The 25,053-nt window shown below is 58.2% G+C and carries 21 protein-coding genes; 12 read left to right on the top strand and 9 right to left on the bottom strand.

Features of this window, described 5'->3' with window-relative positions; genetic code table 11:
- Window positions 1-12 precede the first annotated feature (12 nt).
- Together WFK59_RS04915 and add are read left to right on the top strand one after the other, a co-directional pair.
- Window positions 13-1,185, top strand: a complete 1,173-nt coding sequence (locus tag WFK59_RS04915) for a MalY/PatB family protein (RefSeq protein WP_336755164.1) — start codon at window positions 13-15, stop codon at window positions 1,183-1,185.
- A 143-nt stretch (window positions 1,186-1,328) separates the two neighbouring features.
- Window positions 1,329-2,324: an adenosine deaminase gene (gene add, locus WFK59_RS04910; RefSeq protein ID WP_336755163.1), complete on the top strand. Its 996-nt coding sequence runs from the start codon at window positions 1,329-1,331 to the stop codon at window positions 2,322-2,324.
- Between the two features lie 304 nt (window positions 2,325-2,628).
- Here the strand turns inward: add and WFK59_RS04905 are convergent, their stop codons facing one another.
- From WFK59_RS04905 to WFK59_RS04885, 5 genes are all read right to left on the bottom strand, one after another.
- Window positions 2,629-3,675, bottom strand: a complete 1,047-nt coding sequence (locus WFK59_RS04905; RefSeq protein ID WP_233984393.1) for an oxidoreductase — start codon at window positions 3,673-3,675, stop codon at window positions 2,629-2,631.
- 226 nt (window positions 3,676-3,901) lie between these two features.
- Window positions 3,902-4,819: an arabinose operon transcriptional regulator AraC gene (araC, locus tag WFK59_RS04900; protein WP_094121553.1), complete on the bottom strand. Its 918-nt coding sequence runs from the start codon at window positions 4,817-4,819 to the stop codon at window positions 3,902-3,904.
- A 77-nt stretch (window positions 4,820-4,896) separates the two neighbouring features.
- Window positions 4,897-5,883, bottom strand: a complete 987-nt coding sequence (araH, locus tag WFK59_RS04895; RefSeq protein WP_031377613.1) for an L-arabinose ABC transporter permease AraH — start codon at window positions 5,881-5,883, stop codon at window positions 4,897-4,899.
- A gap of 12 nt (window positions 5,884-5,895) precedes the next feature.
- Window positions 5,896-7,416: an L-arabinose ABC transporter ATP-binding protein AraG gene (araG, locus tag WFK59_RS04890; RefSeq protein WP_336755162.1), complete on the bottom strand. Its 1,521-nt coding sequence runs from the start codon at window positions 7,414-7,416 to the stop codon at window positions 5,896-5,898.
- A gap of 102 nt (window positions 7,417-7,518) precedes the next feature.
- The gene (locus WFK59_RS04885) at window positions 7,519-8,502 is read right to left on the bottom strand and encodes an arabinose ABC transporter substrate-binding protein (RefSeq protein WP_312056167.1); all 984 of its coding nucleotides are present in this window, start codon (window positions 8,500-8,502) and stop codon (window positions 7,519-7,521) included.
- Window positions 8,503-8,867: 365 nt separating this feature from the next.
- Between WFK59_RS04885 and WFK59_RS04880 the strand changes: the two genes are divergently transcribed.
- From WFK59_RS04880 to WFK59_RS04865, 4 genes are all read left to right on the top strand, one after another.
- Window positions 8,868-10,565: a ribulokinase gene (locus tag WFK59_RS04880; RefSeq protein WP_233984396.1), complete on the top strand. Its 1,698-nt coding sequence runs from the start codon at window positions 8,868-8,870 to the stop codon at window positions 10,563-10,565.
- A gap of 146 nt (window positions 10,566-10,711) precedes the next feature.
- Window positions 10,712-12,211 (top strand): L-arabinose isomerase, encoded by a 1,500-nt coding sequence (gene araA / locus WFK59_RS04875; protein WP_233984397.1) that lies wholly within the window; start codon window positions 10,712-10,714, stop codon window positions 12,209-12,211.
- A 355-nt stretch (window positions 12,212-12,566) separates the two neighbouring features.
- Window positions 12,567-12,719, top strand: a complete 153-nt coding sequence (locus tag WFK59_RS04870; RefSeq protein ID WP_336755161.1) for a hypothetical protein — start codon at window positions 12,567-12,569, stop codon at window positions 12,717-12,719.
- Window positions 12,720-13,427: 708 nt separating this feature from the next.
- A complete protein-coding gene (locus WFK59_RS04865; protein ID WP_336755160.1) occupies window positions 13,428-13,895 on the top strand; it encodes a GNAT family N-acetyltransferase in 468 nt (155 codons plus the stop codon).
- Between the two features lie 36 nt (window positions 13,896-13,931).
- On the opposite strand, the gene yjfF is transcribed toward WFK59_RS04865, so the two are convergent.
- From yjfF to ytfQ, 4 genes are read right to left on the bottom strand one after another with little or no spacing between them, the layout of a single operon-like run.
- Complete coding sequence (yjfF, locus tag WFK59_RS04860; RefSeq protein WP_233988180.1) at window positions 13,932-14,918, bottom strand: galactofuranose ABC transporter, permease protein YjfF; 987 nt, start codon at window positions 14,916-14,918, stop codon at window positions 13,932-13,934.
- Window positions 14,915-15,931: a galactofuranose ABC transporter, ATP-binding protein YtfT gene (gene ytfT / locus WFK59_RS04855; protein ID WP_233984401.1), complete on the bottom strand. Its 1,017-nt coding sequence runs from the start codon at window positions 15,929-15,931 to the stop codon at window positions 14,915-14,917. The genes yjfF and ytfT overlap by 4 nt, the downstream gene beginning before the upstream one ends.
- Complete coding sequence (locus WFK59_RS04850) at window positions 15,924-17,444, bottom strand: sugar ABC transporter ATP-binding protein (protein WP_233984402.1); 1,521 nt, start codon at window positions 17,442-17,444, stop codon at window positions 15,924-15,926. The genes ytfT and WFK59_RS04850 overlap by 8 nt, the downstream gene beginning before the upstream one ends.
- Window positions 17,445-17,498: 54 nt before the next feature.
- Window positions 17,499-18,455: a galactofuranose ABC transporter, galactofuranose-binding protein YtfQ gene (ytfQ, locus tag WFK59_RS04845; RefSeq protein WP_336755159.1), complete on the bottom strand. Its 957-nt coding sequence runs from the start codon at window positions 18,453-18,455 to the stop codon at window positions 17,499-17,501.
- A gap of 604 nt (window positions 18,456-19,059) precedes the next feature.
- Between ytfQ and ydgT the strand changes: the two genes are divergently transcribed.
- The 6 genes from ydgT to rsxD all read left to right on the top strand — a co-directional run bounded on the left by ydgT (window position 19,060) and on the right by rsxD (window position 25,050).
- On the top strand, window positions 19,060-19,275 hold the full coding sequence (gene ydgT, locus WFK59_RS04840) for a transcription modulator YdgT (protein ID WP_233988181.1): 216 nt from the start codon (window positions 19,060-19,062) through the stop codon (window positions 19,273-19,275).
- A 111-nt stretch (window positions 19,276-19,386) separates the two neighbouring features.
- The gene (locus tag WFK59_RS04835; protein ID WP_233984404.1) at window positions 19,387-19,830 is read left to right on the top strand and encodes a DUF2569 domain-containing protein; all 444 of its coding nucleotides are present in this window, start codon (window positions 19,387-19,389) and stop codon (window positions 19,828-19,830) included.
- Between the two features lie 123 nt (window positions 19,831-19,953).
- Window positions 19,954-20,535, top strand: a complete 582-nt coding sequence (gene rsxA / locus WFK59_RS04830; protein WP_031377346.1) for an electron transport complex subunit RsxA — start codon at window positions 19,954-19,956, stop codon at window positions 20,533-20,535.
- Window positions 20,535-21,113: an electron transport complex subunit RsxB gene (gene rsxB, locus WFK59_RS04825; protein WP_233984405.1), complete on the top strand. Its 579-nt coding sequence runs from the start codon at window positions 20,535-20,537 to the stop codon at window positions 21,111-21,113. Before rsxA ends, rsxB begins: the two co-directional genes overlap by 1 nt.
- Window positions 21,106-23,991, top strand: a complete 2,886-nt coding sequence (rsxC, locus tag WFK59_RS04820; protein ID WP_336755158.1) for an electron transport complex subunit RsxC — start codon at window positions 21,106-21,108, stop codon at window positions 23,989-23,991. The genes rsxB and rsxC overlap by 8 nt, the downstream gene beginning before the upstream one ends.
- Window positions 23,992-25,050: an electron transport complex subunit RsxD gene (gene rsxD, locus WFK59_RS04815; RefSeq protein WP_336755157.1), complete on the top strand. Its 1,059-nt coding sequence runs from the start codon at window positions 23,992-23,994 to the stop codon at window positions 25,048-25,050.
- Window positions 25,051-25,053: the final 3 nt, after the last annotated feature.

Genomic DNA, 25,053 nt, shown 5'->3' with positions numbered 1-25,053 from the left:
CCGGGAGCTGATATGTTTAATTTTGATGAGGTGGTCGATCGCCGTGGCAGCTGGTCTACCCAGTGGGATTTTGTTGCCGATCGCTTTGGCGTGCCCGATCTGCTGCCGTTCACCATTTCCGATATGGATTTCAGAACCGCCCCGGTGGTGTTACAGGCGCTGGCCCAGCGCCTGGAGCATGGCGTTTTCGGATACAGCCGCTGGCAGCATGATGATTTCCTGGCCGCCTGCTGTCACTGGATGGTCAGCCGTTTTGATTATCAGCCGCAGCCGGAGACGCTGGTGTATGGACCCTCGGTGATCTACATGGTGGCGCAGATGATCCGTCACTGGAGTGAGGTGGATGATGAAGTGGTCATCCATACGCCCGCCTACGATGCCTTTTATAAAACGGTGCGCGGTAACCAGCGCCAGGTGCTGGAGATGCCGCTGCAGCGGACAGCCGAAGGCTGGCAATGTGATATGACGGCGCTGGAAGCGCGGCTGGCGCGTCCGCGCTGCAAAATCCTGTTGCTGTGCAGCCCGCACAATCCCACCGGCAAAGTCTGGACGGCAGATGAGTTGCAGCAGATGGCTGAACTCTGCGAGCGTTATCAGGTGCGGGTGATCAGCGATGAAATCCATATGGATATGGTGATGGCTGACCAGCCTCATACGCCGTGGGCCCGCGTGGCGCGTGGCGACTGGGCGCTGTTTACCTCGGCATCGAAAAGTTTCAACCTGCCGGGCCTGACCGGTGCCTGGGGCATCATCCCGGATGCTGCTGACCGGGCGGCCTGGTTCCAGGCGCTGAAAAATGCCGATGGGCTCTCCTCACCGGCGGTGCTTGCCGTCGCCGCACACATCGCCGCCTACCGGCACGGCGCGCCGTGGCTCGATGCGCTGCGCGACTACTTATCAGGCAACCTGACCTGGGTTGCCGATCGGCTTAACGCCGCGTTTCCGCAACTTAACTGGCAGCCGCCGCAGGCCACCTATCTCGCCTGGATCGATATTAATCCGCTTGGTATTGGCGAAGAGGCGCTGCAGCAGGCGCTGATCCAGCAACGGGTGGCGATTATGCCCGGCTCAACCTACGGCAGCGCCGGCCAGGGGTTCTTGCGGCTCAACGTGGGCTGTCCACGCAGCAAGGTGGAAGATGGCGTCAGCCGCTTGATTGCCGCCCTTCACGCCTTATCTGCCTGAAATCAACCGGCCAGGCGGCGATCGCTGGCCGGTTATGGGTAATTAACCAGCATCTACGTCAGTTGTTGCGCAAATTGCTGGCGCTGTTGCGCAAGATATTTTTATAATGTTATGCACTTTAGTTACCACTGAGCGAGTGCACCATGATCGATACCACGATTCCTCTTACCGATATTCACCGCCACCTCGACGGCAACATCCGTGCACAAACCATTCTTGATTTAGGTCGCCAGTTTAATCTCGCCCTGCCCGCTACCACGCTGGAGACACTGCGTCCGCATGTGCAGGTGGGCGACAACGAGCCTGACCTGGTGAGCTTTCTGCAGAAACTCGACTGGGGCGTGAAGGTGCTGGGCGATCTCGATGCCTGCCGCCGTATTGCGCAGGAAAATGTTGAAGATGCCGCGCGTGCCGGCATTCACTATGCGGAACTGCGTTTCTCGCCGGGCTACATGGCAATGAGCCACCATCTGCCGATCGCTGGCGTGGTCGAAGCGGTGATTGAGGGCGTCAGAGCCGGTTGCCAGCAGCACAATATCGATGTACGGCTGATCGGCATCATGAGCCGCACCTTCGGCGAAGAGGCCTGCCTGGCCGAACTGGATGGCCTGCTGGCCCATCGCGATCACATCACCGCCGTCGATCTGGCGGGCGATGAACTGGGTTTCCCCGGCAGCGAGTTCCTCAGCCACTTTACCCAGGCGCGCGATGCCGGTTTCCGGGTGACGGTACACGCCGGTGAAGCGGCCGGTCCGGAGAGCATCTGGCAGGCGATTCGTGAACTGGGTGCCGAGCGTATCGGCCACGGCGTGAAGGCGATTGAAGATCGTGCGCTGATGGATTTCCTGGCGGAGCACCACATCGGGATTGAATCCTGCCTGACCTCCAACATTCAGACCAGCACCGTGGCGTCACTGGCGCAGCATCCGCTGAAGGCCTTCCTTGAGCACGGCATTCTGGCCACCCTGAACACCGACGATCCGGCCGTTCAGGGCATTGAGCTGGCGCATGAGTACCACCATGCCGCCCCTACGGCGGGCCTGAGCGCGGCGCAGATCCGCCAGGCGCAGGAAAATGGTCTCACCATCGCGTTTCTCAGCGACGCCGAGAAAGCCGCGATTCGCGCCCGCGTGCAGTAATTCTGTCGCGTCAGCGAAAAAAAACGGGCCGGATAACCGGCCCGTCACTCTGCTGCTCCAACTCACTCAGGGCAATTCTGACAGCCACGCATATGCCTGACGCGCAGGGAACACGGTCAGAATAGGAAAGCGTCCCGCGCCAGGACGGCACGGGCCGAGCATGCCATGGATGGCGGCTTTTGCGTCTTTCCGATCTGACCGTGTTCCCTTCGTAGGTTCGAACTCCCCGCTAAAACAGCAAACATAACGGGCCGGATATCCGGCCCGTTTCGCTTTTTTACTTATTGCGTTTAGCACTGACCCTTTAAACGCGCTTCAGCGACAGCGTCTGGCGTTTCTCGGCGGATTGCAGACCCAGTTCGATGAGTTCCATCACCTGAATCGCCTCTTCTGCCGTCACCGGATTACTGCCGCGACCGGCAATCGCATCACGGATGCCGGCATAGTAAGCCGGATAGTTACCCGGTTGCGTCAGCTGGCTGCTTTCCTTCAGTGAATCACCGTCAACCAGCGTCAGAGTGCCATCGCGCATGTCGTAGCCCCAATCCTCTTTCGGCGGGAAATCCCCGGATTTCAGGCGATCTTCCTGCGGGTCGAGACCATATTTGACGTAGCTGCCGCGCGTGCCGTGAACGGTATAACGCGGCGACTCGGCTGCCACCAGCATGCTGGCGTGCAGCACCACGCGGCGCTGCGGATAGGTCAGCGTGGCGTGGAAGTAGTCGGTGGTTTGCGCGCCAGGACGCATCTCGGCCAGATCGACATTGATCGCCACCGGCGGGCCAAACAGCTGCAGCGCCTGGTCCAGCAGATGCGGCCCCAGGTCGTACCAGATGCCGCTGCCGGCGCCTTTCATTTCACGCCAGCGATTACGCACTTCCAGCCGGAAACGGTCAAAGTGCGACTCAAAGTAGCGGACTTCACCCAGCGTACCGGCCTCAATCAGCGATTTCAGCGTCAGGAAGTCACTGTCCCAGCGGCGGTTATGGAACACCGATAGCAGCAGCCCTTTGGCTTTGGCTAACGCATCCAGCTCGCGTGCCTGTGACAACGTCACGGTAAAGGGCTTATCGACCACCACATGCTTACCGGCATTCAGCGCCGCTTTTGCCAGCGGAAAGTGAGTGTCGTTGGGGGTCGGGATAACGATTAAGTGCAGAGAGGGGTCGTCCAGCAGCGCCTGCGGATCGGCCACTACCTGAACGGCAGGCCAGTCGGCGTGGACTTTGCTGGCGTCGCTACTGGAAATCGCGGCCAGCTCAACGTCCGGGGTGCCCGCAATCAGCGGGGCGTGAAATGTTTTGCTGGCAAAACCGTAACCGATTAGACCAACACGCAATTTATCGCTCATTTTAATTCCTCTTAGCGCCTTACCCATCAGGCGTAATTGTTGCAGTCAGTCTGGACCGGGACAGCGCGGAATAACCGGGGCGTACTGGAAGTACGTGAGGATGGCGAGCACTGCCCGGGTTCAGAATGACAAATAATATTGCCTGACTGGCCAGGCGCTTAGTTGCTAACCTGATTGATTTAAGACTATTAACCAGGCCAGGACAAGGAGGAATATCCCGAAAAAACTAAGAGATAGCACTCTGGGTCATCGGCCAGGCGGTCTGCGCGGCCAGGTTGTCATGGGCGTCCTGATTGCGGCGACGGAAGTCACTGGGGCTGACACCGACCCGCTTACGAAACACGCGGGAAAAGTAGAGCTGATCGTCATAGCCTACTTCCCGTCCCACCGTTGCAATCGGTTCCTGGGTGGTTTGCAGCAGCAGTTTGGCGCGGATCACTCGCTGATCTTCGCGCCAGCGCAGCAGATTCACCCCCATCTGCTCGCGGAACAGATGCGCCAGCCGTGACGGTGACAGACAGACATGGCGCGCCACCTCTTCAATTTTCACTTCGCTGGCCAGATGATTAGTGACGTACTGACAGGCTTCGATCACCCGCGGATCACGGATTAACTGATGACTGCGCGGATCTTCTTCCACCGCCCGCAGCAACAGCCGCTCCAGCAGGTTCATCGCCAGCTCTTCGGCAAAGCGGCGGCCGGAGTTATGGGTCTGTTCGATGCTGGCAAACAGCCGGTCAAACTCGCCACGCAGCGACTCCGGCAGCAGCAGACGGCCAACGCCCTCCTGCTCATCCTGCCAGCGCAGCCAGTCGTGCCAGTAAGCGCGCGGACGGAAATAGACCCAGCGATGAAACCACTGCGGGCTGTCGGGCGCGCGGCCATAGTAGTGTGCGGTTTTCGGCTGAAACAGCAGCATTTCGCCCGGCTCGCAGTCAAACGCCCGCTCGCCGTCAAATACCCGTCCTTTGCCTTTAATGGTGAGATTAAGGATGTAACCCTTCATGCCGTGCGGACGATCGATAAAAAAGTCCAGCGGGCCGTCGGCGGTAATCGGCGTCAGCCCGGCTACCAGCCAGGCATTGAATGAATAACCCGGCAGCAAGGGGTTTTGCTGCCCGGCCGGGGATTCACGGTGATACATAGTGTCCTCACTCAGTCTGTCATTGATCGAATCACCCGCAGACGCGTGCGGCGTCTGCGGGTTAACGGCTGGCCAAATCAGGCTTTATGTTTCTGTTTGTAGCGGTCAAATATCACCGCCGCTAACAGTATCAGACCGCGCACCACATACTGTGAGAATGGCGAGATATTCAATAAATTCATCGCATTCTCAACGGTACCGAGAATCAGCACCCCGGCCACCACATAGGAAATTTTACCGATGCCGCCCTTGAGCGAGACGCCACCCAGCACGCAGGCGGAAATCACCACCAGTTCATAACCCAGCGAGGTCATTGGCTGCCCGCTGGTCATGCGTGAGGCCAGAATGATGCCCGCCGCCGCAGAAACCAGACCGGAGAGGATGAAGATGATGATGCGGGTACGCACCACCGGCACACCGGCCAGTCGCGCCGCTTCTTCGTTGCCGCCAATGGCCAGCGTGTTGCGGCCAAAAGTGGTTTTGTTCAGCAAAAAGCCGAAGATCAGCATGGTGGCGATGGTCAGCCAGATGGGTGCAGGCACGCCCAGCCAGTTGGCAAAACCCAGCGCGAAAAAGCGCTCATCTTCGATACCAACCGCTTTGCCGTCAGAGAAGATGTAGGCCAGACCGCGCACGATCTGCATGGTCGCCAGGGTGGTGATCAACGCATTGATCTTCAGCCGGGCAATCACAAAGCCGTTGATAAAGCCGGTCAGCATACCCAGCACCAGGCCAGCGGCGACGCCAATCCACAGGCTTTCGGTCATGTTGATCACCACCGCCGTGACGACGCCGGCACAGGCAATCACCGACGCCACCGACAGGTCAAAATCGCCGGACGCCAGGCAGAACAGCATGCCGCAGGCGACCATGCCGGACATCGACATCGCCAGACCGAGGCCTTTCATATTGATAAAGGAACCGAAGTTCGGCACAAACACCGCACAGGCAATAAACAGCAGCGCAAACACCACCAGCATGCCGAAATTGTCCCAGATGCGACCAAACTGCAGGCCGCTGCGTGAGGCTGGCGGCGGCGTATTTGAGGTCGTGGATGAAGCCATGTTGCTCTCCTGTCAGGCCACGGCGGCCGCTTGTGTGGTTTTTGGCATTGCCAGGCTCAGCGTCTGCTGCTCCGTGGCGTCGTCATGCAGCACTTCACCGGCAATCGCCCCTTCACGCATCACCACGATGCGATCGGCAAGCCCCATCACTTCCGGCAGATCGCTGGAGGCGAACAGCACGGCGATACCGTCGCTGGCCAGTTGGTAAATCAGGTTATAAATTTCGTGTTTTGCGCCAACATCAATGCCGCGCGTCGGCTCATCCAGCAGGATCACCTTCATCTCTTCGGATAACCAGCGACCGAGAATCGCCTTCTGCTGGTTGCCGCCGGAGAGGTTCATGATCAGCTGCTCTGCGCCTGGCGTTTTGATGTTGAGCGAACGGATGTGGCTGTCGGCGTTGCGGCTTTCCCAGTCGTTTTTGATCAGGCAGCCCGCGGTGAGGTTGTGACGCCGGGCGCTGATGTTGATGTTGTCGCGCACCGAGTGGACCGGAATAATGCCTTCGGCTTTCCGATCTTCCGGGCAGAGCATAATACCGGCGCGGATAGCGTCGATCGGCTCGCGCAGCGTCAGCGGTTTACCGTCCAGCAATACCCGGCCGCCGCGCAGGCGCGTGCCGCCGAACAGCCCTTTCAGCAGTTCGCTGCGACCGGCACCGACCAGACCAAACAGCCCGACAATCTCACCCGCGTGGACCTTGAGCGAAATCGGCGTACGGACGCCCTTCGCTTCCACCTGGTCCAGCTCAAGGCGCACAGCCCCTTTTTCACGCGGCGTATAACCGTAGATATCACCGAGGTTGCGGCCCACCATCGCCTGCACCAGGTCGTCATGATGGGTATTTGCCATGTCGGTAAAGGTCCGGACATAGCGGCCATCTTTAAATACCGTGATGGCGTCGCTTAGGGCAAAAATCTCCTCCATCCGGTGTGATACATACAGCACCACCCGGCCTTCCTGACGAAGCTGGCGGATGACGCGGAACAGGTTGTCGATTTCGCGCGCCGACAGCGAACTGGTCGGTTCATCAAAGGCGATAATGCGCGCGTTACGCGCCAGCGCTTTGGCGATCTCCACCATCTGCCACTGACCCAGCGACAGGTATTTCAGCGGCATATCGGGATCGATATCCATGCCGAGGTTTTTCAGTTGCAGGCCAGCTTCATAACGCATCAGCTTACGGTTGACCAGCCCATGTTTGTGCGGGATCTGACCGAGGTAGATGTTCTCCGCCACGCTCATTTCCGGCACCAGATGCAGCTCCTGGTAAATAATGGCGACGCCCGCGTCCAGCGCATCGGTCGTACGCTGAAAGCTCATCGGCTGGCCTTTAATCCGGATCTCACCGCCGCTTGGCTGATAGCTGCCGCTGAGAATTTTCAGCAGTGTTGATTTGCCCGCCCCGTTTTCGCCCATTAAGGCGTGGACTTCACCGCTGCGGCAGTCGAACGAGATATCCTGCAGCGCTTTCACGCCAGGAAAGGTTTTACTGATGCCATGAAACGACAGAAAAGCTGAATCAGTGTTCATGTTTATCCTCACTCTTTCGCGCCGCAGGCAGGCCAGCGGCGCGAACAATTCAGGCTGACACTCAGATACGCCGGTGTGGTCAGACACCGGCACGCGCAAGGTTTACATCAGCCCTTTTTTCGCCAGTTCGGTCTTGAAGTTGTCGCGGGTGATTAACACCACGTCGGTAACTTCGGTGAATTTTGGTGGCTCTTCGCCTTTGCTGACCCAGTTGTAGAGCATCTGGCTACTTTTGTAGCCATGAACATCGGGGCTTGGCAGCAGCGAGCCGTAAAAGCCGGTCGCTTTGTCTTTCGACAGTTCGCTGATGGCATCAACGCCGTTAATGCCGATACCGATGACGTCAGCCGCTTTGAAACCCTGGCCTTCGGTGGCGCGCACGCCGCCCAGCACGGTGTTGTCGTTCATGCCGACAATCAGCCAGTGTTTCACTTCCGGATGCTGCACCAGCAGCGAGTTACCGGCATCGAATGCGCCAGGAATATCGTTGGATTTGGTCGGCACCTGGTAGATCTGCGCGGCCGGGAAGCCCGCGGCTTTGATCGCGTCCATCGAGCCGCCGGTACGGCGACGCGCGGTGTCGAGTTCGTTCGCGGTAATTGCCATCACGCCGGTGGTTTTCACATCCCAGCCGCGCTTCTGCATCTCTTTGTAGAGTTCCTGACCCTGACGCTCACCAATTTTGGTGGCGGCCATCATCACCAGCGGAACGGTATCCATCGGCTTGCCTTTGGCGGTGACGAACTGGTCATCGACCGCAATCACCTTCAGACCGTAGCCACGCGCTTTGGCCATGATGGCGGAACCGAGTTTGGGATCGGGCGTACAGATAACGAAGCCTTTTGCGCCATTGGCGGCCAGGCTGTCGATGGCGTTAAGGGTTTTCTCACCATCGGGAACGGCAATCTTAATCACGTCAAAGCCTAAATCCTTACCGGCTTTATCGGCGAACTTCCACTCGGTCTGGAACCAGGGTTCCTCCGGTTGCTTGACTAAGAAACCGAGCTTCATGGTCTCGGCGATAGCGGATTGTGACATAACCGCTGCCAGGCCGATGGCCGCGAACGCTTTAGTGAATTTATGCATGATGCTCTCCGGTACCAGGTTGTTTTTCTCTGCTATTAACGAATCGGTGTAAACGTTACCAGTTTGTTTTGATTTGTGGGTACAGCCATAAATCAGTGCGTTAGGACGCTAACTGCTGAAAGCCTGTTCAGACGCTGCGCTAGTTTTAACGGGATTAGCGAAGAAAAATGTAGAGCGGTATCACATCTTAAAATCACGGCAGAATGGTCCATATATTCAGCAAATTTAACCGGACGTTAACTTTTGCAATGGATCACAAAATCACTGTCGATGACAGAAAAGTGCATATTGTCAGCCAGCCATGACTAACCGTTCTGGCGCGTCGGACACAGGATGTAAGGGTTCATTAACTACAGGAGATTCCGATGCGTGCTGGAGCCATCACCCTTGGGCTGGACTTTGGTAGTGATTCGGTGCGTGCGCTGGCCGTCGATTGTCATAGCGGCAAAGAGCTGCAGAGTGCGGTGGTCAGTTACCCGCGCTGGCAACAGGGCTTGTACAGCGATCCACACACCAACCGTTTTCGTCACCATCCTCAGGATTATATCGATGCGATGGAACAGGCGATGCTCGGCGTTCTGAATGCACTTAGCGAGACGCAGCGCGCCGCCGTGGTCGGGATTGGCGTCGATACCACTGGCTCGACCCCGGCGCCGATCGATCGCGACGGCAACGTGCTGGCGCTGCGCCCCGAGTTTGCTGACAACCCCAACGCCATGTTTGTGTTGTGGAAAGATCACACCGCCATTGAAGAGGCGGAAGAGATTAACCAGCTCTGTCACAGCGGCCGTTTTCAGGATTACAGCCGCTATATTGGCGGCATTTACTCCTCTGAATGGTTCTGGGCCAAGATTCTGCACGTTTCACGCGAAGATGCGGCGGTACGTGACGCGGCGGTCTCCTGGGTGGAGCTGTGTGACTGGGTCCCGGCGCTGCTGAGCGGCACCACCGCACCCGATCGTCTGCGTCGTGGACGCTGCGCCGCCGGACATAAAGCGCTGTGGCACGGTGACTGGAACGGCCTGCCCGAGGCCGATTTCCTTAACGCCCTCGACCCGATGCTGACGCAACAGCTCGACTCTCCGCTGTTCAGCGACACCTGGACCGCTGACCTGCCGGTCGGCACTCTGAGCCCGGAATGGGCGCAGCGGCTCGGTCTGCCGCAGACGGTGACCCTCTCCGGCGGCGCGTTTGACTGCCATATGGGCGCAGTCGGCGGCGGCGCGAAGCCTTATACCCTGGTGAAAGTGATTGGCACCTCTACCTGCGACATCCTGATTGCGGATACTGAAAAGGTCGGCGATCGCGACATCAAAGGCATCTGTGGTCAGGTCGATGGCAGCGTAATGCCAGGCGCTATCGGGCTGGAAGCGGGACAGTCAGCCTTTGGTGATATCTATGCCTGGTTCAGCCGCCTGCTGGGCTGGCCGCTGCAGCTGGCGGCGGAACGTCATCCGGCGCTGAAACCGCAGCTGGCAGAGATGCAGAAGACGCTGATCAAAGATCTAACCGAGGCCTGGGCGGCCAATCCGCAGCTCGATCATCTGCCGGTGGTGCTCGACTGGTTTAACGGTCGCCGCACGCCGAACGCCAACCAGCGCCTGAAAGGCGTGATTACCGACCTGAATCTCGGCACCGATGCGCCCGCGCTGTTTGGCGGCCTGGTTGCCGCCACCGCCTTTGGCGCGCGCGCCATTATGGAATGCTTTGAGCAGCAGCAGATCCCGGTGGAAAATATCCTGACTCTCGGCGGCATCGCGCGTAAATCGCCCGCCATTATGCAGGCCTGTTGTGACGTGATGAACCGTCCGCTGGATATCGTCGCCTCTGACGAATGCTGTGCGCTGGGCGCGGCGATTTTTGCCGCCGTCGCGGCGGGCGTCTACCCCAGCGTGCCGGAGGCCCAGCAGGTGATGGCCAGTCCGATCGCCGTCACGCTGCAGCCCGATCCGGCACGCGTGGCGCGCTATCAACAACTCTATCAACGCTATCAACAATGGTGCGTGACGGCTGAACCGCAATACGCCGCCCGCCCCGCTTCCGCTAAGAGCCTATCCCAGTAGGCGTAATTGTTGCAGGCAGTCTGGACACGGACAGCGCGGAACAATCAGGCGTACACCGAGTACGTGAGGATTGTGAGCACTGCCCAGGTTCAGACTGACAAATAAAATAGCCTATTGGGGTAGGCTCAAAGTAAAGGAGCGATCTTATGGAACAGTTAAACAGCTACAGCGTATGGTTTGTGATTGGCACGCAGCACCTCTACGGGGCGGAGACATTACGCCAGGTCGAACAACATGCGCGTCAGGTGGTCGAGGGATTAAATCAGGCCGGTCTGCCACTGCGTCTGGAGCTGAAACCGCTGGTGAAATCACCGGACGAAGCGCTGACCCTGTGCCGCGACGCCAATCACGATAACCAGTGCGTCGGCATCATTACCTGGCTGCATACTTTTTCACCGGCCAAAATGTGGATTGGCGGCCTAAGCGTGCTGAATAAACCGCTGCTGCAATTCCATACCCAGTTCAATGCTGAAATCCCGTGGGACAGCATGGACATGGACTTTATGAACCTGAACCAGACCGCACACGGCGGCCGTGAGTTTGGCTTTATCGGCGCGCGCATGGGGCTGCAACACAGCGTGGTCACCGGTCACTGGCAGGATGGCGCCAGCCAGCAGCGTCTGGGTCACTGGATGCACGCAGCGCTGGCGAAACAGGCCAGCCAGCAGCTGAAAGTGGCACGCTTCGGCGACAACATGCGCGAAGTGGCGGTCACCGAAGGCGATAAAGTCGCAGCGCAGATTCAGTTCGGCTACTCAGTCAATGGCTGGGGCGTTGGCGACCTGGTTGAGGTGATCAATCAGGTGAGTGACGGCGACGTCAATGCGCTGATCGACGAGTATGAAAGCCTCTATCGCTTTACCGACGTGGCGGCTTCTGGTGGCGAAAAACGGCAGAACGTGCTGGATGCCGCACGCATCGAGCTCGGCCTGAAGCGTTTCCTGGAAGCGGAAGGCTGCCACGCTTTCACTACCAACTTCCAGACGCTGCACGGCATGACGCAGTTGCCAGGTCTGGCGGTTCAGCGTCTGATGGGCCAGGGCTACGGCTTTGCCGGTGAAGGCGACTGGAAAACCGCTGCGCTGCTGCGCATCTTCAAAGTGCTGGCTGGCGACCGCAAAGGTGGCACCTCATTTATGGAGGATTACACCTATCACTTCTCTCCGGGTAACGATCTGGTGCTTGGCTCTCACATGCTGGAAGTCTGCCCCTCGATCGCCATTGAAGAGAAGCCGCTGATCGATGTGCAGTTCCTCGGCATTGGCGATAAAGCCGATCCGGCCCGCATGATCTTCTCTACACCGGCGGGTCGCGCAATTAACGCCAGCGTCATCGATATGGGCGATCGTTTCCGTCTGCTGGTTAACGTGGTGGATGCGATAGAACAGCCTAAGCCGCTGCCGAAGCTGCCGGTGGCGCGCGCACTGTGGAAAGCCCAGCCATCACTGGCGACCGCGTCCGAAGCGTGGATTCTGGGCGGCGGCGCGCACCATACGGTGTTCAGCCAGGCGCTGACGCTGGATGATATGTATCTGTACGGTGAAATGAACGACATCGAAGTGCTGGTGATTGATGAGCACACCCGGTTACCTGCGTTTAAAGATGCGCTGCGCTGGAACGAAGCGTATTACCGGCTGAAACGTTAATAACCAAAAGGCGCTGTTCATTTTTTAATTAGCAACGCGCCAGATTAAATGAAACCACCGATGCAGGCTTTTGCGGCATCGGTTTTTTTATATAAACGGTGCTATTCAGTCGGGAATAACAGGCGTTCCGTAAAGTCGCCATAAATAGATCCCGGTAGCCCCGGCCGCCGGGCTACTCGCCTCATCCGTCAGGCTCGCCCGCAAGCGGGCCCACGCTTCGCGTTGTTCAAAAACGCTCCCGGCGTTTTTGTCCATGCGGCGGACGCTTTACTCCACTGCCCGTCACCTCCTCCTTTTTGCTAGTTCAGCGCATATTTTTAAAAGCCATGATCAAGCCCAACCGGGCAGGAAAGGCATGCCTGAAGAGCAAAGCGTCCGCGCCAGGGAAGGCGCGGCCGATCCGCAGGGATGCGGGAATCCTTTGCGATTGGGCATCCCTTTCCTGACCTTGCTCCAGCAACCAACAACCAACAACCAACAGCGATTGTTTTATTCAACACATCAATAAAAAGTCCACTCTTCTGCTTCTCAAAGCGATGCATCAAGCCCAACCGGGAAGGAAAGGCATGCCTGAAGAGCAAAGCGTCCGCGCCAGGGAAGGCGCGGCCGATCCGCATGGATGCGGGAATCCTTTGCGATCGGGCATCCCTTTCCTGACCTTGCACCAGCAACCAACAGCAATTGTTTTATTCAACACATCAATAAAAAGTCCACTCTTCTGCTTCTCAAAGCGATGCATCAGCCCAACCAGGAAGGAAAGGTATGCCTGAAGAGCAAAGCGTCCGCGCCAGGGAAGGCGCGGCCGATCCGCAGGGATGCGGGAAACCTTTGCGATCGGGCATCCCTTTCCTGACCCTGCACCAGCAACCAACAGCAATTGTTTTATTCAACACATCAATAAAAAGTCCACTCTTCTGCTTCTCAAAGCGATGCATCAGCCCAACCGGGAAGGAAAGGCATGTCTGAAGAGCAAAGCGTCCGCGCCAGGGAAGGCTCGGCCGATCCGCATGGATGCGGGAATCCTTTGCGATCGGGCATCCCTTTCCTGACCTAGCACCAGCAACCAACAGCAATTGTTTTATCCGTTCATAAAAAGAGCATCTGACCCCAGGCAGTACAAACATCCTTTACTGCAATGTCTCCTCTTCCTGATCTTGTGCTTTTCCCCATCAGCCTGTATTGCTTGTAGCCTGAAAAAACAAAGGTAGCCAGAGCCATGCAAATTGCCGAACTGAACCAACATCCCGGCTACGCCGGACAAACCGCACAGTTACTGCACACGGAATGGTCAGCACTGCCTGCATGGTCGCATCAGCCCACCATCCTTGAGCGCATAAAACAGCGGAATCAGGCGCCTGCTGCAGGATTTACCCTCATCGCCACGCCGGATGGCGAAACGGTTGCCGCTACCTGTAGCCTCATTCGTTATGAACTGGATGACATCGCGGCAAGGGAATACTGGATCGGTGAAGTGGTAACGGATAAGAAATTCCGGGGCCAGGGCGTGGCAAAAGCGTTGATCCAGCAGGCAATCGCGCGAGCAAAACAGCAGCAGATTAGCGAGCTCTGGCTCTATACTCCCGATCAACAGGCGTACTATCAGCGTTCAGGATGGCAGGCGGTGGAACAGCGGCAAATAGCGGGTGAAGAGGTCACGGTGATGAGGCTGCATCTGGCGCAGTAATGGGCGGCTCCTGCGAGCCGCCTTTTAGCTGGAAACTCAGGAACTCAATCGTTTTACCGGTGCATTCTGCTGGCGATCCCAGATCACCGTCAGCAGGCGCTGCAACGCGATAAAGGCAAACAGCAGGATACCAATGGCGATTTTGGTCCACCACGAGCTGAGCGTACCGTCGAAGTTAATCCAGGTCTGGATCAGCCCCTGAATCAATACGCCAAACAGCGTCCCCAGCACCGTGCCGACGCCGCCCGACAGCAGCGTGCCGCCAATCACCACCGAGGCAATCGCATCCAGCTCCACACCGAGTCCCGCCAGTGCATAGCCAGCCGAGGTATAGATCGAAAAGACAATACCGGCCAGCGTGGCTAAGGTGGTAGAGAGCATATAGATTTTGATGGTGGTGGCGCGGGTCGAAACCCCCATCAGCTGCGCCGAGGTCAGATTCCCGCCGATGGCGTAGACCTGATTCCCGAAGCGGGTGCGGTGCGCCAGAATGATGCCGCCTAGCACCACCACCAGCATAATCACCGCCAGCAGACTAAGGCGTCCGCCGCCCGGCACTTTCCACGCCAGGCTGGAGAGCGTGGTGTAGAACGGATGATCGATCGGAATCGAATTTTCCGACACCAGATAGCTGCAGCCGCGCAGAAAAAACATGCCCGCCAGGGTGATAATAAACGCCGGGATCTTCAGCGCATCGATCAGCCAGCCCATCATCGCGCCAAACAGCGCCCCCAGCGACAGAATCACCGCGAAGGCCAGCAGCGGATCGAGGTGGAAATCGCCGATTGCCCGCGCCAGAAACACGCCGGTAAAGGCGATAACCGCGCCGACCGACAGGTCGATACCGCCGGATAAAATCACAAAAGTCATGCCGACCGCGATAATACCGAGAAAGGCATTGTCGGTCAGAATATTGCAGATCACCCGGGTTGAGGCAAAGCCCGGAAACTGGCTCAGGCAGAACAGATAACCCGCCACGAACACCAGCAAGGTGATCATCAACGGCAGATGGCGTTTGATCATGTCGGGCGTCTCCGTTTCAACATCGCAATAAAGCGCGGTGACTGCAGTAACAGTACGCACATCACCACCACCGCTTTCACTACCTGATTCAGCTCAGGCGGGAAGCCGGAGAGCAGAATGCCGGTGTTCATGGACTGAATAATCAGCGCGCCAATCAGTGACAGCACCAGATTGAAGCGTCCACCCATCAGCGACGCGCCCCCAATCACCACCGCCAGAATCGCGTCCAGCTCCAGCCACAAGCCAGCGTTATTGGCATCCGCACCGCGAATATCCGCGGCCACAATCAGCCCCGCTACCGCCGCACAGACACCGCTGATGGCGTAGGTGGACATCACCACCAGCCAGCCGGTAACGCCCGCATTGCGCGCAGCGCGCAGGTTAATGCCCACCGCTTCAATAAACAGACCGAGCGCGGTTTTTCGCGTCAGCAGCCAGACCGCCAGCGCCACCACCAGAGTGATCCAGACCGGCACCGGCAGCATCCACAACGAACCGTTACCAAACCAGCCGAGCGCATCGCTGTCGAACGTCACAATCTGTCCCTGGGTAATCAGCTGGGCGATACCGCGCCCCGCCACCATCAGAATCAGCGTGGCAACAAACGGCTGAATTCGCAGCAGCGCGACCAGCACCCCGTTCCAGATGCCGCACGCCAGACCGGTTCCCAGCGTGGCGAGAATAATAAACGGCAGGCTGTGTCCGGCCACGGTTAAGGTTGCCGCCGTCGCGCCGGCAATCGCCATCACCGCGCCCACCGAAAGGTCGATACCGCCGGTGGCGATCACCAGCGTCATGCCAATCGCCAGCAGCGCCACGGGCGCAGCGCGGTTGAGGATATCAATCGGGCTGCCGAACAGACGACCATCCTGCAGATGAACAGCAAAAAAGTTGTTCGCCACCAGGCTATCGATCAGCAGCACCAGCAGCAGCGCGGCGATTTGCGGCATCCCCGGCGGCAGTTTCAGCTTACGGCGTTGCGGTTTTTCAGGTGTCATAGGGGTCTCAAGCATGTTGTGCCCCTCCGTCAGCGATAGCGTTAACGATCGACGCGACCGAAAGTTGTTCCAGCGGAATTTCTGCCACCTGCTTCAGGTCGCGCATAATCAGCACCCGATCGGCATAACCCACCAGCTCTTCCAGCTCAGAGGAGATCACCAGCAGCGCCAGTCCATCAGCGCACAGGGATTCGATTAAACGGATAATCTCGGCGTGTGCGCCCACATCAATGCCGCGCGTCGGTTCGTCGAGGATCAGAAATTGCGGTTTAGTCACCAGCCAGCGCGACAGCAGAACCTTCTGCTGATTACCGCCCGACAGCAACTCCACCGGTTGATCGGCGTGCGGCGTACGGATACCCAGGCTCTTGATAAAGCGTTCGGCGATCGCCTGCTGCTCGCGCTTTTTAATCGGCCGCAACCAGCCGCGCTGCGCCTGCAACGCCAGAATGATATTTTCGCGCACCGATGCCGCGCCAATGATCCCGTCGGTTTTACGATCTTCCGGACAGAACCCCATGCCCAGCTGCGATGCTCTGGCCGGATTGGTAATGCGCTGCACTTTGCCTTTGATTTTTGCCGTGCCGCGATCGGCGCGACGAATACCAAACAGCACTTCCGCCGTTTCGGTACGCCCGGAGCCGAGCAGCCCCGCCAGACCTACCACTTCACCGGGCCGGACTTCCAGGTTGAACGGCTCGATGGTGCCCTTTTTGCCATAATCTTCAAACGACACCACCGGCTGATTACTGCGCAGGGTACTGCCCTGTCGCTGCAGCGCGGTCTCCAGCAGTTCGCGGCCCAGCATCAGTTTGATCAGTTCAATTTGCGGCAGCGAAGCGGTATCGCGGGTCGCGATAAACTGCCCGTTGCGTAATACCGTAATGCGATCGGTAATGCGGTACACCTGGTCGAGAAAGTGGGTCACGAAAATCAGGCTCATCCCTTTGGCTTTTAACTGCGTCATCAGGGTAAACAGCATCTCTACTTCACTGGCATCGAGGCTGGCGGTCGGCTCATCGAGGATCAACACCTGGGCGGAGAGATCGACCGCCCGGCAGATGGCGATAATCTGCTGCATCGCCACCGAGTAGTGTCCCAGCGGACGCGTCACGTCGAGGGAAAAACCGTAATTGCGCATCAGCGCATCGGCATCGCGCACCATACGCCGCCGATCGAGCATACCGAAGCGACGCGGCTCACGGCCAATATAGAGGTTATCCGCCACCGACATATTCGGCAGCATGTTCACTTCCTGATAAACCGTGCCGATGCCCATCTCCTGCGCTTCGGCCGTGTTGTGTGGGGAAATCGGTTTTCCGTTAAGGGTAATGGTGCCGGCATCGCGGCTGTAGACGCCGGTCAGCACTTTAATCAGGGTCGATTTGCCCGCGCCATTTTCGCCCAGCAGCGCCATAATCTCGCCTTTGCGTATATCAAACGAAACGTTGCTCAGCGCCTTCACGCCGGGAAATCCTTTGCTGATGCCGCTAATGGTTAACAGCGATGTTTCATTGGGTGTGGTCATTCTGCTAACTCCGCCTCACGTCATGAAAAACCGCCCCGCAGGGCGGTCTGCGGCTTAGTAACCCATGCCTTTTTTGCGTTCCAGTTCGGTCTGCGCGTCAGCAGGCAGGAACAGTTTTGATTCGGTTTTGATCACTTTTGGCGGCAGCGTGCCCTCTTTCTTAAATTTCTCCAGCGCGTCAAATGCCGGGCCGGCCATGTTTGGCGTCAGCTCCACGTTGGCGTTGGCTTCGCCCGCCAGCATCGCTTTATAGATATCCGGCACACCGTCGATTGAGCCGGTCAGAATATCTTTGCCCGGTTTCAGGCCCGCTTCTTTAATTGCCTGAATGGCACCGATCGCCATGTCATCGTTGTGGGCGTATACCATGCAGATGTTTTTGCCGTTGTTTTCCGCCTTGATGAAGCTCTCCATTACCTCTTTACCTTTACTGCGGGTAAAGTCGCCCGACTGAGAGCGGATCACTTTGATATTCGGATGGCCGCTGATCGCTTCGGCAAAGCCTTTCTTACGATCGATCGCTACGCTGGCCCCGACCGTGCCCTGCAGTTCCACCACGTTACACTGCTTATCGCCGACGGTTTTCACCAGCCAGTCGCCAATCAGCTTACCTTCCAGCACGTTGTCCGCCGTGACCACTGCCTGATAGAGCGATTTGTCTTTAACGACGATGGCGCGGTCCAGCAGATAGACCGGGATTTTGGCGTCTTTGGCTTCTTCCAGCACCGGTTCCCAGCCGGTCTGCACCACCGGCGCAATAAAGATGGCATCCACGCCCTGAGCAATAAATGAGCGCACCGCTTTTATCTGGTTCTCCTGTTTTTGCTGACCATCGGCGATTTTCAGCGTGATACCGCGTTTTTTAGCCTCGCTTTTCGCCACGTTGGTTTCCGCTGAACGCCAGCCAGATTCCGAACCCACCTGCGAGAAGCCGACCGTCATATCCGCAGCCAGCACCGGACCAGTCAACGCGGCGCTGACCAGCGTGGTCAGAAGTAAACGTTTCCACATAGTTTTTATTCCTCTGAAGGGCATTTGCTGTTTAGGGTAGAGAGCTCGCTTAGCCTGGACTAAAAAAGGGTGCATAATGGCGACATGCTTCACAAAATTGAGCAAATTAAAGGAGTTACGTGCAGGCATGCGGTTTTTTTCATGGGCGATTATGGATAAAATAACTGAAAGCAAAATCCGGGCAGGTTAAATAATTGTAATAAACAGAATCGCTTATGCGCAGCCTCTCTGGAAGCGATTACAGCCAGGCGTACTAAATGGGTTATCTGCCCGTCCGATGAACAAAAAATGGGATTTGTGATTACCCGCACAATGCGATTTCTGGCCTGCTGGCGGGCGAAACGTTTCTCTGGTGGGTTCGGCTGACTTTCCCGCTCTATAGCACGCTGAAAGGTCATCACTGACGGGGAGAAGTTTGCAGACCGGTGATTCAGCCCAACAGGCAAGCCTGTTGCTCAATAATAAAACGTGCAAAAATGGACTTTTAGCGGCGTATCCCGGTCTTTTGTCTGATTTTCGCCTTTTTTTCACGGCAGGATCTGGACAGCTTTAGGTTGCCCCCTATACTGAGCACTCCTTCGTTCCTTCTACTGTTATGGCAATGATGACTGCGTACGACTACCTGCTTAAATTTCGCAAAGTGAATAACTCAGACAGTCTGGAAAAGCTCTTCGATCACCTCAATTACTCGCTCACCGATGACATGGAAATCATCAATATGTACCGCGCTGCCGATCATCGACGTGCCGAACTGGCGTCGGGCGGACGGTTATATGATCTGGGCTGTGTGCCTCAGACGGTGTGGCGTTACGTGGTTTAATTTCCTGCTGCCCGATCGCCTTTTTTATCGGTCACGTTGTCCAGGCGGGCACACCCCATCTGGACATGCTATTCTGCTGCGCTTCAACCTCCCGAAACAGGAATACCCGCTATGAATGAACAGGTTGCTGCGCCGCGCATCGGTGGCTGGCTTTTGCTGCCGCTGGCCTGGCTGATTATGACCCTGTTAACCACCGCGCTGGTGATGGCGATGTACCTTACACCGCTGTTTAACCCGGAATGGCGTGCCACACTCTTTTCTCACGGCAGCACCCTTTTCTCGTACTGGGCCATCTCTCTGCTCACCACCGTCGCGGTCTGGGCCTATAGCCTGTGGATCAGCTGGCTGTTCTTTAAACGCTCACGCCGTTTGCCGCGTCATTATCTGCTGTGGTTGCTGATTACCGTGCTGTTAGCGCTGAAAACCTTTGCCTTTACCCCGGTTTCTGACAGCCGCGCCCTGCAGACGCTCCTGCTGTCACTGCTGGCGGCAGCGGTGTTTGTTCCCTACTTCAAACGCTCACAACGGGTTAAAAACACCTTTATCGAGCCGTAATCGCGTGAGTTATGTCAGGAATTTAATTCTGAGTGCGGTCTGCCAGACCGGTCGCGGCGTAGGTGTTGAGATACGCCACACTATCTATGATAATAAGCCGCTTTCTGGTTCCCAGGCGAAAAAATGACCGATTATCTGCTTCTCTTTGTTGGTACTGTGCTGGTTAATAACTTCGTGCTCGTGAAGTTCCTTGGCCTGTGCCCGTTTATGGGCGTTTCCAAAAAACTGGAAACGGCGATCGGCATGGGCCTGGCCACCACCTTCGTCATCACCCTGGCCTCGATCTGCGCCTGGCTGGTGAACCACCTGATCCTGCTGCCGCTGGATCTGGTCTATCTGCGCACCATGGCCTATATCCTGGTGATCGCCGTGGTGGTGCAGTTCACCGAGATGGTGGTCCGTAAAACCAGCCCGTCACTCTATCGCCTGCTGGGCATTTTCCTGCCGCTGATCACCACCAACTGTGCCGTGCTCGGCGTGCCGCTGCTGAGCGTGAACCTGAATCACACCTTTTTACAGGCGGCGCTCTACGGCTTTAGCGCCTCGCTCGGCTTTTCGCTGGTGATGGTGCTGTTCGCTGGCATGCGCGAACGTCTGGTGCTGGCCAATGTCCCGGCACCGTTCAAAGGTAACTCTATTGCCCTGATTACCGCTGGCCTGATGGCGCTGGCGTTTATGGGCTTTACCGGCCTGGTGAAATTCTGATGACCGGGATCTGGATTGCCATTGCTGTATTAAGTGCGCTTAGTCTGGTGTTCGGCGCGCTGTTGGGCTACGCCTCACGTCGCTTCGAAGTCGAAGAAGATCCCATCGTTGAACAAATTGATGCCATTCTGCCGCAGAGCCAGTGTGGACAGTGCGGCTATCCCGGCTGCCGTCCCTATGCCGATGCGGTAGGCAATAACGGAGAAGCGATCAACAAGTGCGCGCCAGGCGGAGAGCAGACCATGCTCAAGCTGGCGGAGCTGCTCAATGTTGAGCCGCAGCCGATTGATGGCGACGAAACCGCCAAAGCGCCGGTTCGCACCGTGGCCTTTATTGATGAAGCGAACTGCATCGGCTGCACCAAGTGTATTCAGGCCTGCCCGGTCGATGCGATTGTCGGGGCGACCCGCGCGATGCATACCGTGCTGAGCGATGTCTGCACCGGCTGCGATCTCTGCGTGGCACCCTGCCCGACTGACTGCATCGAGATGCGGCCGGTTGAGACGACGCCTGCCAACTGGAAATGGGATCTGAACAGCATCCCGGTGCGGGTGATCCCGGTAGAAAACCATGCTTAATTTGTTGAATTTTTTCAAAAAAGATAAGATCTGGGATTTCGATGGCGGCATTCATCCGCCGGAAATGAAAACCCAGTCCAACGGCACGCCACTGAGCGAACTGCCGTTGCCGCACCGTTTTATCATCCCGCTGAAACAGCATATCGGTCATGAAGGTGAAATCTGCGTCGCGCCTGGCGATAAGGTGCTGCGCGGTCAGCCGCTGACGTTTGGCACCGGCCGGATGTTACCGGTGCATGCGCCGACCTCCGGCACCATTGAGGGAATCGGTCAGCACATGACCGCCCATCCATCGGGCCTGTCAGAGCTGTGCATTTTCCTGACGCCCGATGGCGAAGACCGCTGGATGCCACTCGATCCGCTCCCCGATTACCGGCAGCATTCGCGTGCTGACATCGTGCAGCGCATTCACGATGCCGGTATTGCCGGCCTGGGCGGCGCCGGTTTTCCCACCGCCACCAAGCTGAAAGGCGGCCTGCGCGGTGTTAAAACGCTGATCATCAACGCCGCGGAATGCGAACCTTACATCACGGCGGATGACCGCCTGATGCAGGACTACGCCGCTGAAGTGCTGGAAGGCAGCCGGATTCTCGCCTGGGTATTACAGGCAGAGCGGGTACTGATTGGCATTGAAGATAATAAACCTGAAGCCATTGCCGCGCTGAAGCAGGCACTGGGCGGCGAGCGCGATCTGCAAATCCGGGTGATCCCGACCAAATACCCCTCTGGCGGTGCTAAACAGCTGACCCGCATCCTGACCGGGATGGAGGTGCCACACGGCGGACGCTCGACCGATATCGGCGTGCTGATGCAGAACGTCGGTACCGCCTGGGCAGTTAAGCGCGCCATTATCAACGGTGAACCGATTACCGAACGCGTGGTGACGCTGACCGGCGAGGCGATCGCCCAGCCGCGCAACGTCTGGAGCCGTCTCGGCACGCCTATCAGTCATCTGCTGCATCAGGTTGGATTCCGTCCTGGTCCGCGCCAGATGGTGATCATGGGCGGTCCGCTGATGGGCTTTACCCTGCCGTCGCTGGATGTGCCGGTGGTGAAGATCACCAACTGTATTCTGGCGCCTTCCGGCAGCGAAATGGGCAATAACGACGAAGAGCAGTCCTGTATTCGCTGTTCCGCCTGCGCCGATGCCTGTCCGGCGAAGCTGCTGCCACAGCAACTCTACTGGTACAGCCAGGGCGGCGATCACGACAAGGCGCGCGCCCATCATATTGATGACTGCATTGAATGCGGTGCCTGCGCCTATGTCTGCCCGAGCAATATCCCGCTGGTGCAATATTACCGGCAGGAAAAAGCGGAGCTGCGCGCCATCGATCTGGAAGCGAAACGGACTCTCGAAGCCAAAGCGCGGTTTGAAGCGCGTCAGGCGCGACTGGAACGTGAGAAGCAGGCGCGTGAAGCGCGACACGAAGAAGCGAAACAGCGCGTTGCCCGCAGTGACAACAGCGAACTGGCCGCAGCGAAAGCACGAGCAACCGCCCGTCGCGCCGAGCCGGATGAAGCCACGGCCGAAGCGCAGCGTGAAGCCCGTCATGCACAGGCACGTTTGCGTCAGGCCGAGGCTCAGGCGGAAACCCAGCCGCTGACTCGTCAGACAACCGATCCGCGTAAAGCGGCGGTTGAGGCGGCCATCGCCCGCGCCAAAGCGAAGAAAATGACGCCAGCCGAGGCTGAAGTCAGTGAAGATGCGGAAGTTGATCCGCGTAAAGCCGCCGTCGAAGCCGCCATTGCCCGCGCCAAAGTGAAGAAAGCCGCACAGGCGGCAAGCGCGGCGGATGCTGAGCCGCAGACGGCTGCTGCCGAGCCTGCCGCAGAAGCCGAAGACCCGCGTAAAGCTGCGGTGCAGGCGGCTATTGCCCGCGCCAAAGCGAAGAAAGCCGCGCAGGCGGCAAGCGCGGCGGATGCTGAGCCGCAGACGGTAGCTGGCGCTGAGCCTGTCGCGGAAGCCGACGATCCGCGCAAAGCCGCAGTGCAGGCGGCTATCGCCCGCGCCAAAGCGAAGAAAGCCGCACAGGCTGAAAGCACGGCGGATGCTGAGCCGTATACGGTAGCTGACGCTGAGCCTGCTGCGGAAACCGACGACCCGCGTAAAGCCGCGGTGCAGGCGGCCATTGCCCGCGCCAAAGCGAAGAAAGCCGCACAGGCGGCAAGCACGGCGGATGCTGAGCCGTATACGGTAGCTGACGCTGAGCCTGCTGCGGAAACCGAAGACCCGCGTAAAGCCGCGGTGCAGGCCGCTATCGCCCGCGCCAAAGCGAAGAAAGCACAGGCGGCAAGCGCGGCGGATGCTGAGCCGCAGACGGCTGCTGCTGAAGCCGAAGACCCGCGTAAAGCCGCGGTGCAGGCCGCTATCGCCCGCGCCAAAGCGAAGAAAGCGCAGGCGGCAAGCGCGGCGGATGCTGAGCCGCAGACGGCTGCTGAGCCTGCTGCTGAAGCCGAAGACCCACGCAAAGCCGCGGTGCAGGCCGCTATCGCCCGCGCCAAAGCGAAGAAAGCCGCACAGGCTGAAAACGCGGCGGATGCTGAGCCGCAGACGGCTGCTGAGCCTGCTGCGGAAGCCGAAGACCCGCGCAAAGCCGCGGTGCAGGCGGCCATCGCCCGCGCCAAAGCGAAGAAAGCGCAGGCGCAGGCGGCGGCCGCAGAAGAAGCGTCGCGGGATGCTGCGGTAGCAGCCACTGCCGCCCACCACGCCGTAGAAAAAGCCGAACAGGCGCAGGAGCAGGCCAACAACGCCAACGCGGAACCGGAACAGGCACCTGAACTGAATCAACCCGATGATGCGCGTAAAGCTGCCATAGCGGCCGCCATCGCCCGTGCCAAAGCGCGTAAAGCGCAGTCGTCTACGACGCTTGAGGATTAAATGGCTTTTCGTATCGCAAGTTCCCCTTATACCCATAACCGCCGCAGTACCGGCAATATCATGTTGCTGGTGGTGCTGGCGGCGGTGCCGGGCTTTGCCGCGCAGTGTTATTTCTTTGGCTACGGCACTTTTTTGCAGGTTTTACTGGCAACGCTGACCGCCTGGCTGACCGAAGCCGCGATTTTACGGCTGCGTAAAACCCCGATTGGCAGCAACCTGGCGGATAACTCCGCGCTACTGACCGCGGTGCTGATCGGCATCAGCCTGCCACCGCTGGCGCCCTGGTGGCTGGTGGTGATCGGTACGGTCTTTGCCATCGTGATTGCCAAACAGCTGTATGGCGGGCTGGGTCAGAACCCGTTTAACCCGGCGATGGTGGGATATGTGGTGCTGCTGATCTCCTTCCCGGTACAGATGACCAGCTGGCTGCCGCCCGACACGCTTCAGGCGATCAAACCGACGCTGCTGGATAGCCTGAGCATGGTATTCCGCGGCCACACGCTGGCAGGCGAAACCATGCAGCAGTTGCAGATGGGTGTGGATGGCGTCAGTCAGGCAACGCCGCTGGATACCTTTAAAACCGGTCTGCGCGCCGGTCACAGCGCCGATCAGTTACTGGCGCAGCCGATCTACAGCGGCGTACTGGCGGGTCTCGGCTGGCAGTGGGTCAACCTGGCTTATCTGGCTGGTGGTCTGTTTCTGCTGTGGAAAAAGGCTATCCGCTGGCATATTCCTGCCGCTATGCTGCTGTCGCTGGCGTTGTGCGCAACGCTGGGCTGGCTGTTCTCACCTGATTCACTGAACAGCCCGCTGATTCACCTGTTCTCTGGCGCGACCATGCTGGGGGCGTTTTTCATCGCTACCGATCCGGTGACCGCCTCCACCACGAACCGCGGCCGTCTGCTTTACGGCGCGCTGATTGGTCTGCTGGTCTGGCTGATCAGAAGTTTTGGCGGCTATCCGGATGGCGTCGCCTTTGCGGTGTTGCTGGCTAACATCTGCGTGCCGCTGATCGATTACTATACTCAGCCGCGCGTTTACGGCCATCTCAAGGATTAAGCG

Source organism: Pantoea sp. USHLN298, assembly GCF_037149395.1.
GTDB classification, from domain to species: domain Bacteria; phylum Pseudomonadota; class Gammaproteobacteria; order Enterobacterales; family Enterobacteriaceae; genus Pantoea; species Pantoea astica.
The sequence above is the reverse complement of the archived record's forward strand: the minus strand, read 5'-3'. Positions and strand labels throughout refer to the sequence as shown.

Bases quoted from the DNA above. Each gene is read 5' to 3' on its own strand.
- yjfF (WP_233988180.1), bottom strand. From the start codon at position 14,918: ATGATCAAACGCCATCTGCCGTTGATGATCACCTTGCTGGTGTTCGTG.
- ytfT (WP_233984401.1), bottom strand. From the start codon at position 15,931: ATGCTTGAGACCCCTATGACACCTGAAAAACCGCAACGCCGTAAGCTG.
- WFK59_RS04880 (WP_233984396.1), top strand. From the start codon at position 8,868: ATGCGTGCTGGAGCCATCACCCTTGGGCTGGACTTTGGTAGTGATTCG.
- WFK59_RS04915 (WP_336755164.1), top strand. From the start codon at position 13: ATGTTTAATTTTGATGAGGTGGTCGATCGCCGTGGCAGCTGGTCTACC.
- ydgT (WP_233988181.1), top strand. From the start codon at position 19,060: ATGACTGCGTACGACTACCTGCTTAAATTTCGCAAAGTGAATAACTCA.
- WFK59_RS04905 (WP_233984393.1), bottom strand. From the start codon at position 3,675: ATGAGCGATAAATTGCGTGTTGGTCTAATCGGTTACGGTTTTGCCAGC.
- araC (WP_094121553.1), bottom strand. From the start codon at position 4,819: ATGTATCACCGTGAATCCCCGGCCGGGCAGCAAAACCCCTTGCTGCCG.
- araG (WP_336755162.1), bottom strand. From the start codon at position 7,416: ATGAACACTGATTCAGCTTTTCTGTCGTTTCATGGCATCAGTAAAACC.
- WFK59_RS04870 (WP_336755161.1), top strand. From the start codon at position 12,567: ATGCCTGAAGAGCAAAGCGTCCGCGCCAGGGAAGGCGCGGCCGATCCG.
- araH (WP_031377613.1), bottom strand. From the start codon at position 5,883: ATGGCTTCATCCACGACCTCAAATACGCCGCCGCCAGCCTCACGCAGC.
- rsxA (WP_031377346.1), top strand. From the start codon at position 19,954: ATGACCGATTATCTGCTTCTCTTTGTTGGTACTGTGCTGGTTAATAAC.
- WFK59_RS04835 (WP_233984404.1), top strand. From the start codon at position 19,387: ATGAATGAACAGGTTGCTGCGCCGCGCATCGGTGGCTGGCTTTTGCTG.
- rsxD (WP_336755157.1), top strand. From the start codon at position 23,992: ATGGCTTTTCGTATCGCAAGTTCCCCTTATACCCATAACCGCCGCAGT.
- rsxB (WP_233984405.1), top strand. From the start codon at position 20,535: ATGACCGGGATCTGGATTGCCATTGCTGTATTAAGTGCGCTTAGTCTG.
- rsxC (WP_336755158.1), top strand. From the start codon at position 21,106: ATGCTTAATTTGTTGAATTTTTTCAAAAAAGATAAGATCTGGGATTTC.
- ytfQ (WP_336755159.1), bottom strand. From the start codon at position 18,455: ATGTGGAAACGTTTACTTCTGACCACGCTGGTCAGCGCCGCGTTGACT.
- WFK59_RS04850 (WP_233984402.1), bottom strand. From the start codon at position 17,444: ATGACCACACCCAATGAAACATCGCTGTTAACCATTAGCGGCATCAGC.
- WFK59_RS04865 (WP_336755160.1), top strand. From the start codon at position 13,428: ATGCAAATTGCCGAACTGAACCAACATCCCGGCTACGCCGGACAAACC.
- WFK59_RS04885 (WP_312056167.1), bottom strand. From the start codon at position 8,502: ATGCATAAATTCACTAAAGCGTTCGCGGCCATCGGCCTGGCAGCGGTT.
- add (WP_336755163.1), top strand. From the start codon at position 1,329: ATGATCGATACCACGATTCCTCTTACCGATATTCACCGCCACCTCGAC.
- araA (WP_233984397.1), top strand. From the start codon at position 10,712: ATGGAACAGTTAAACAGCTACAGCGTATGGTTTGTGATTGGCACGCAG.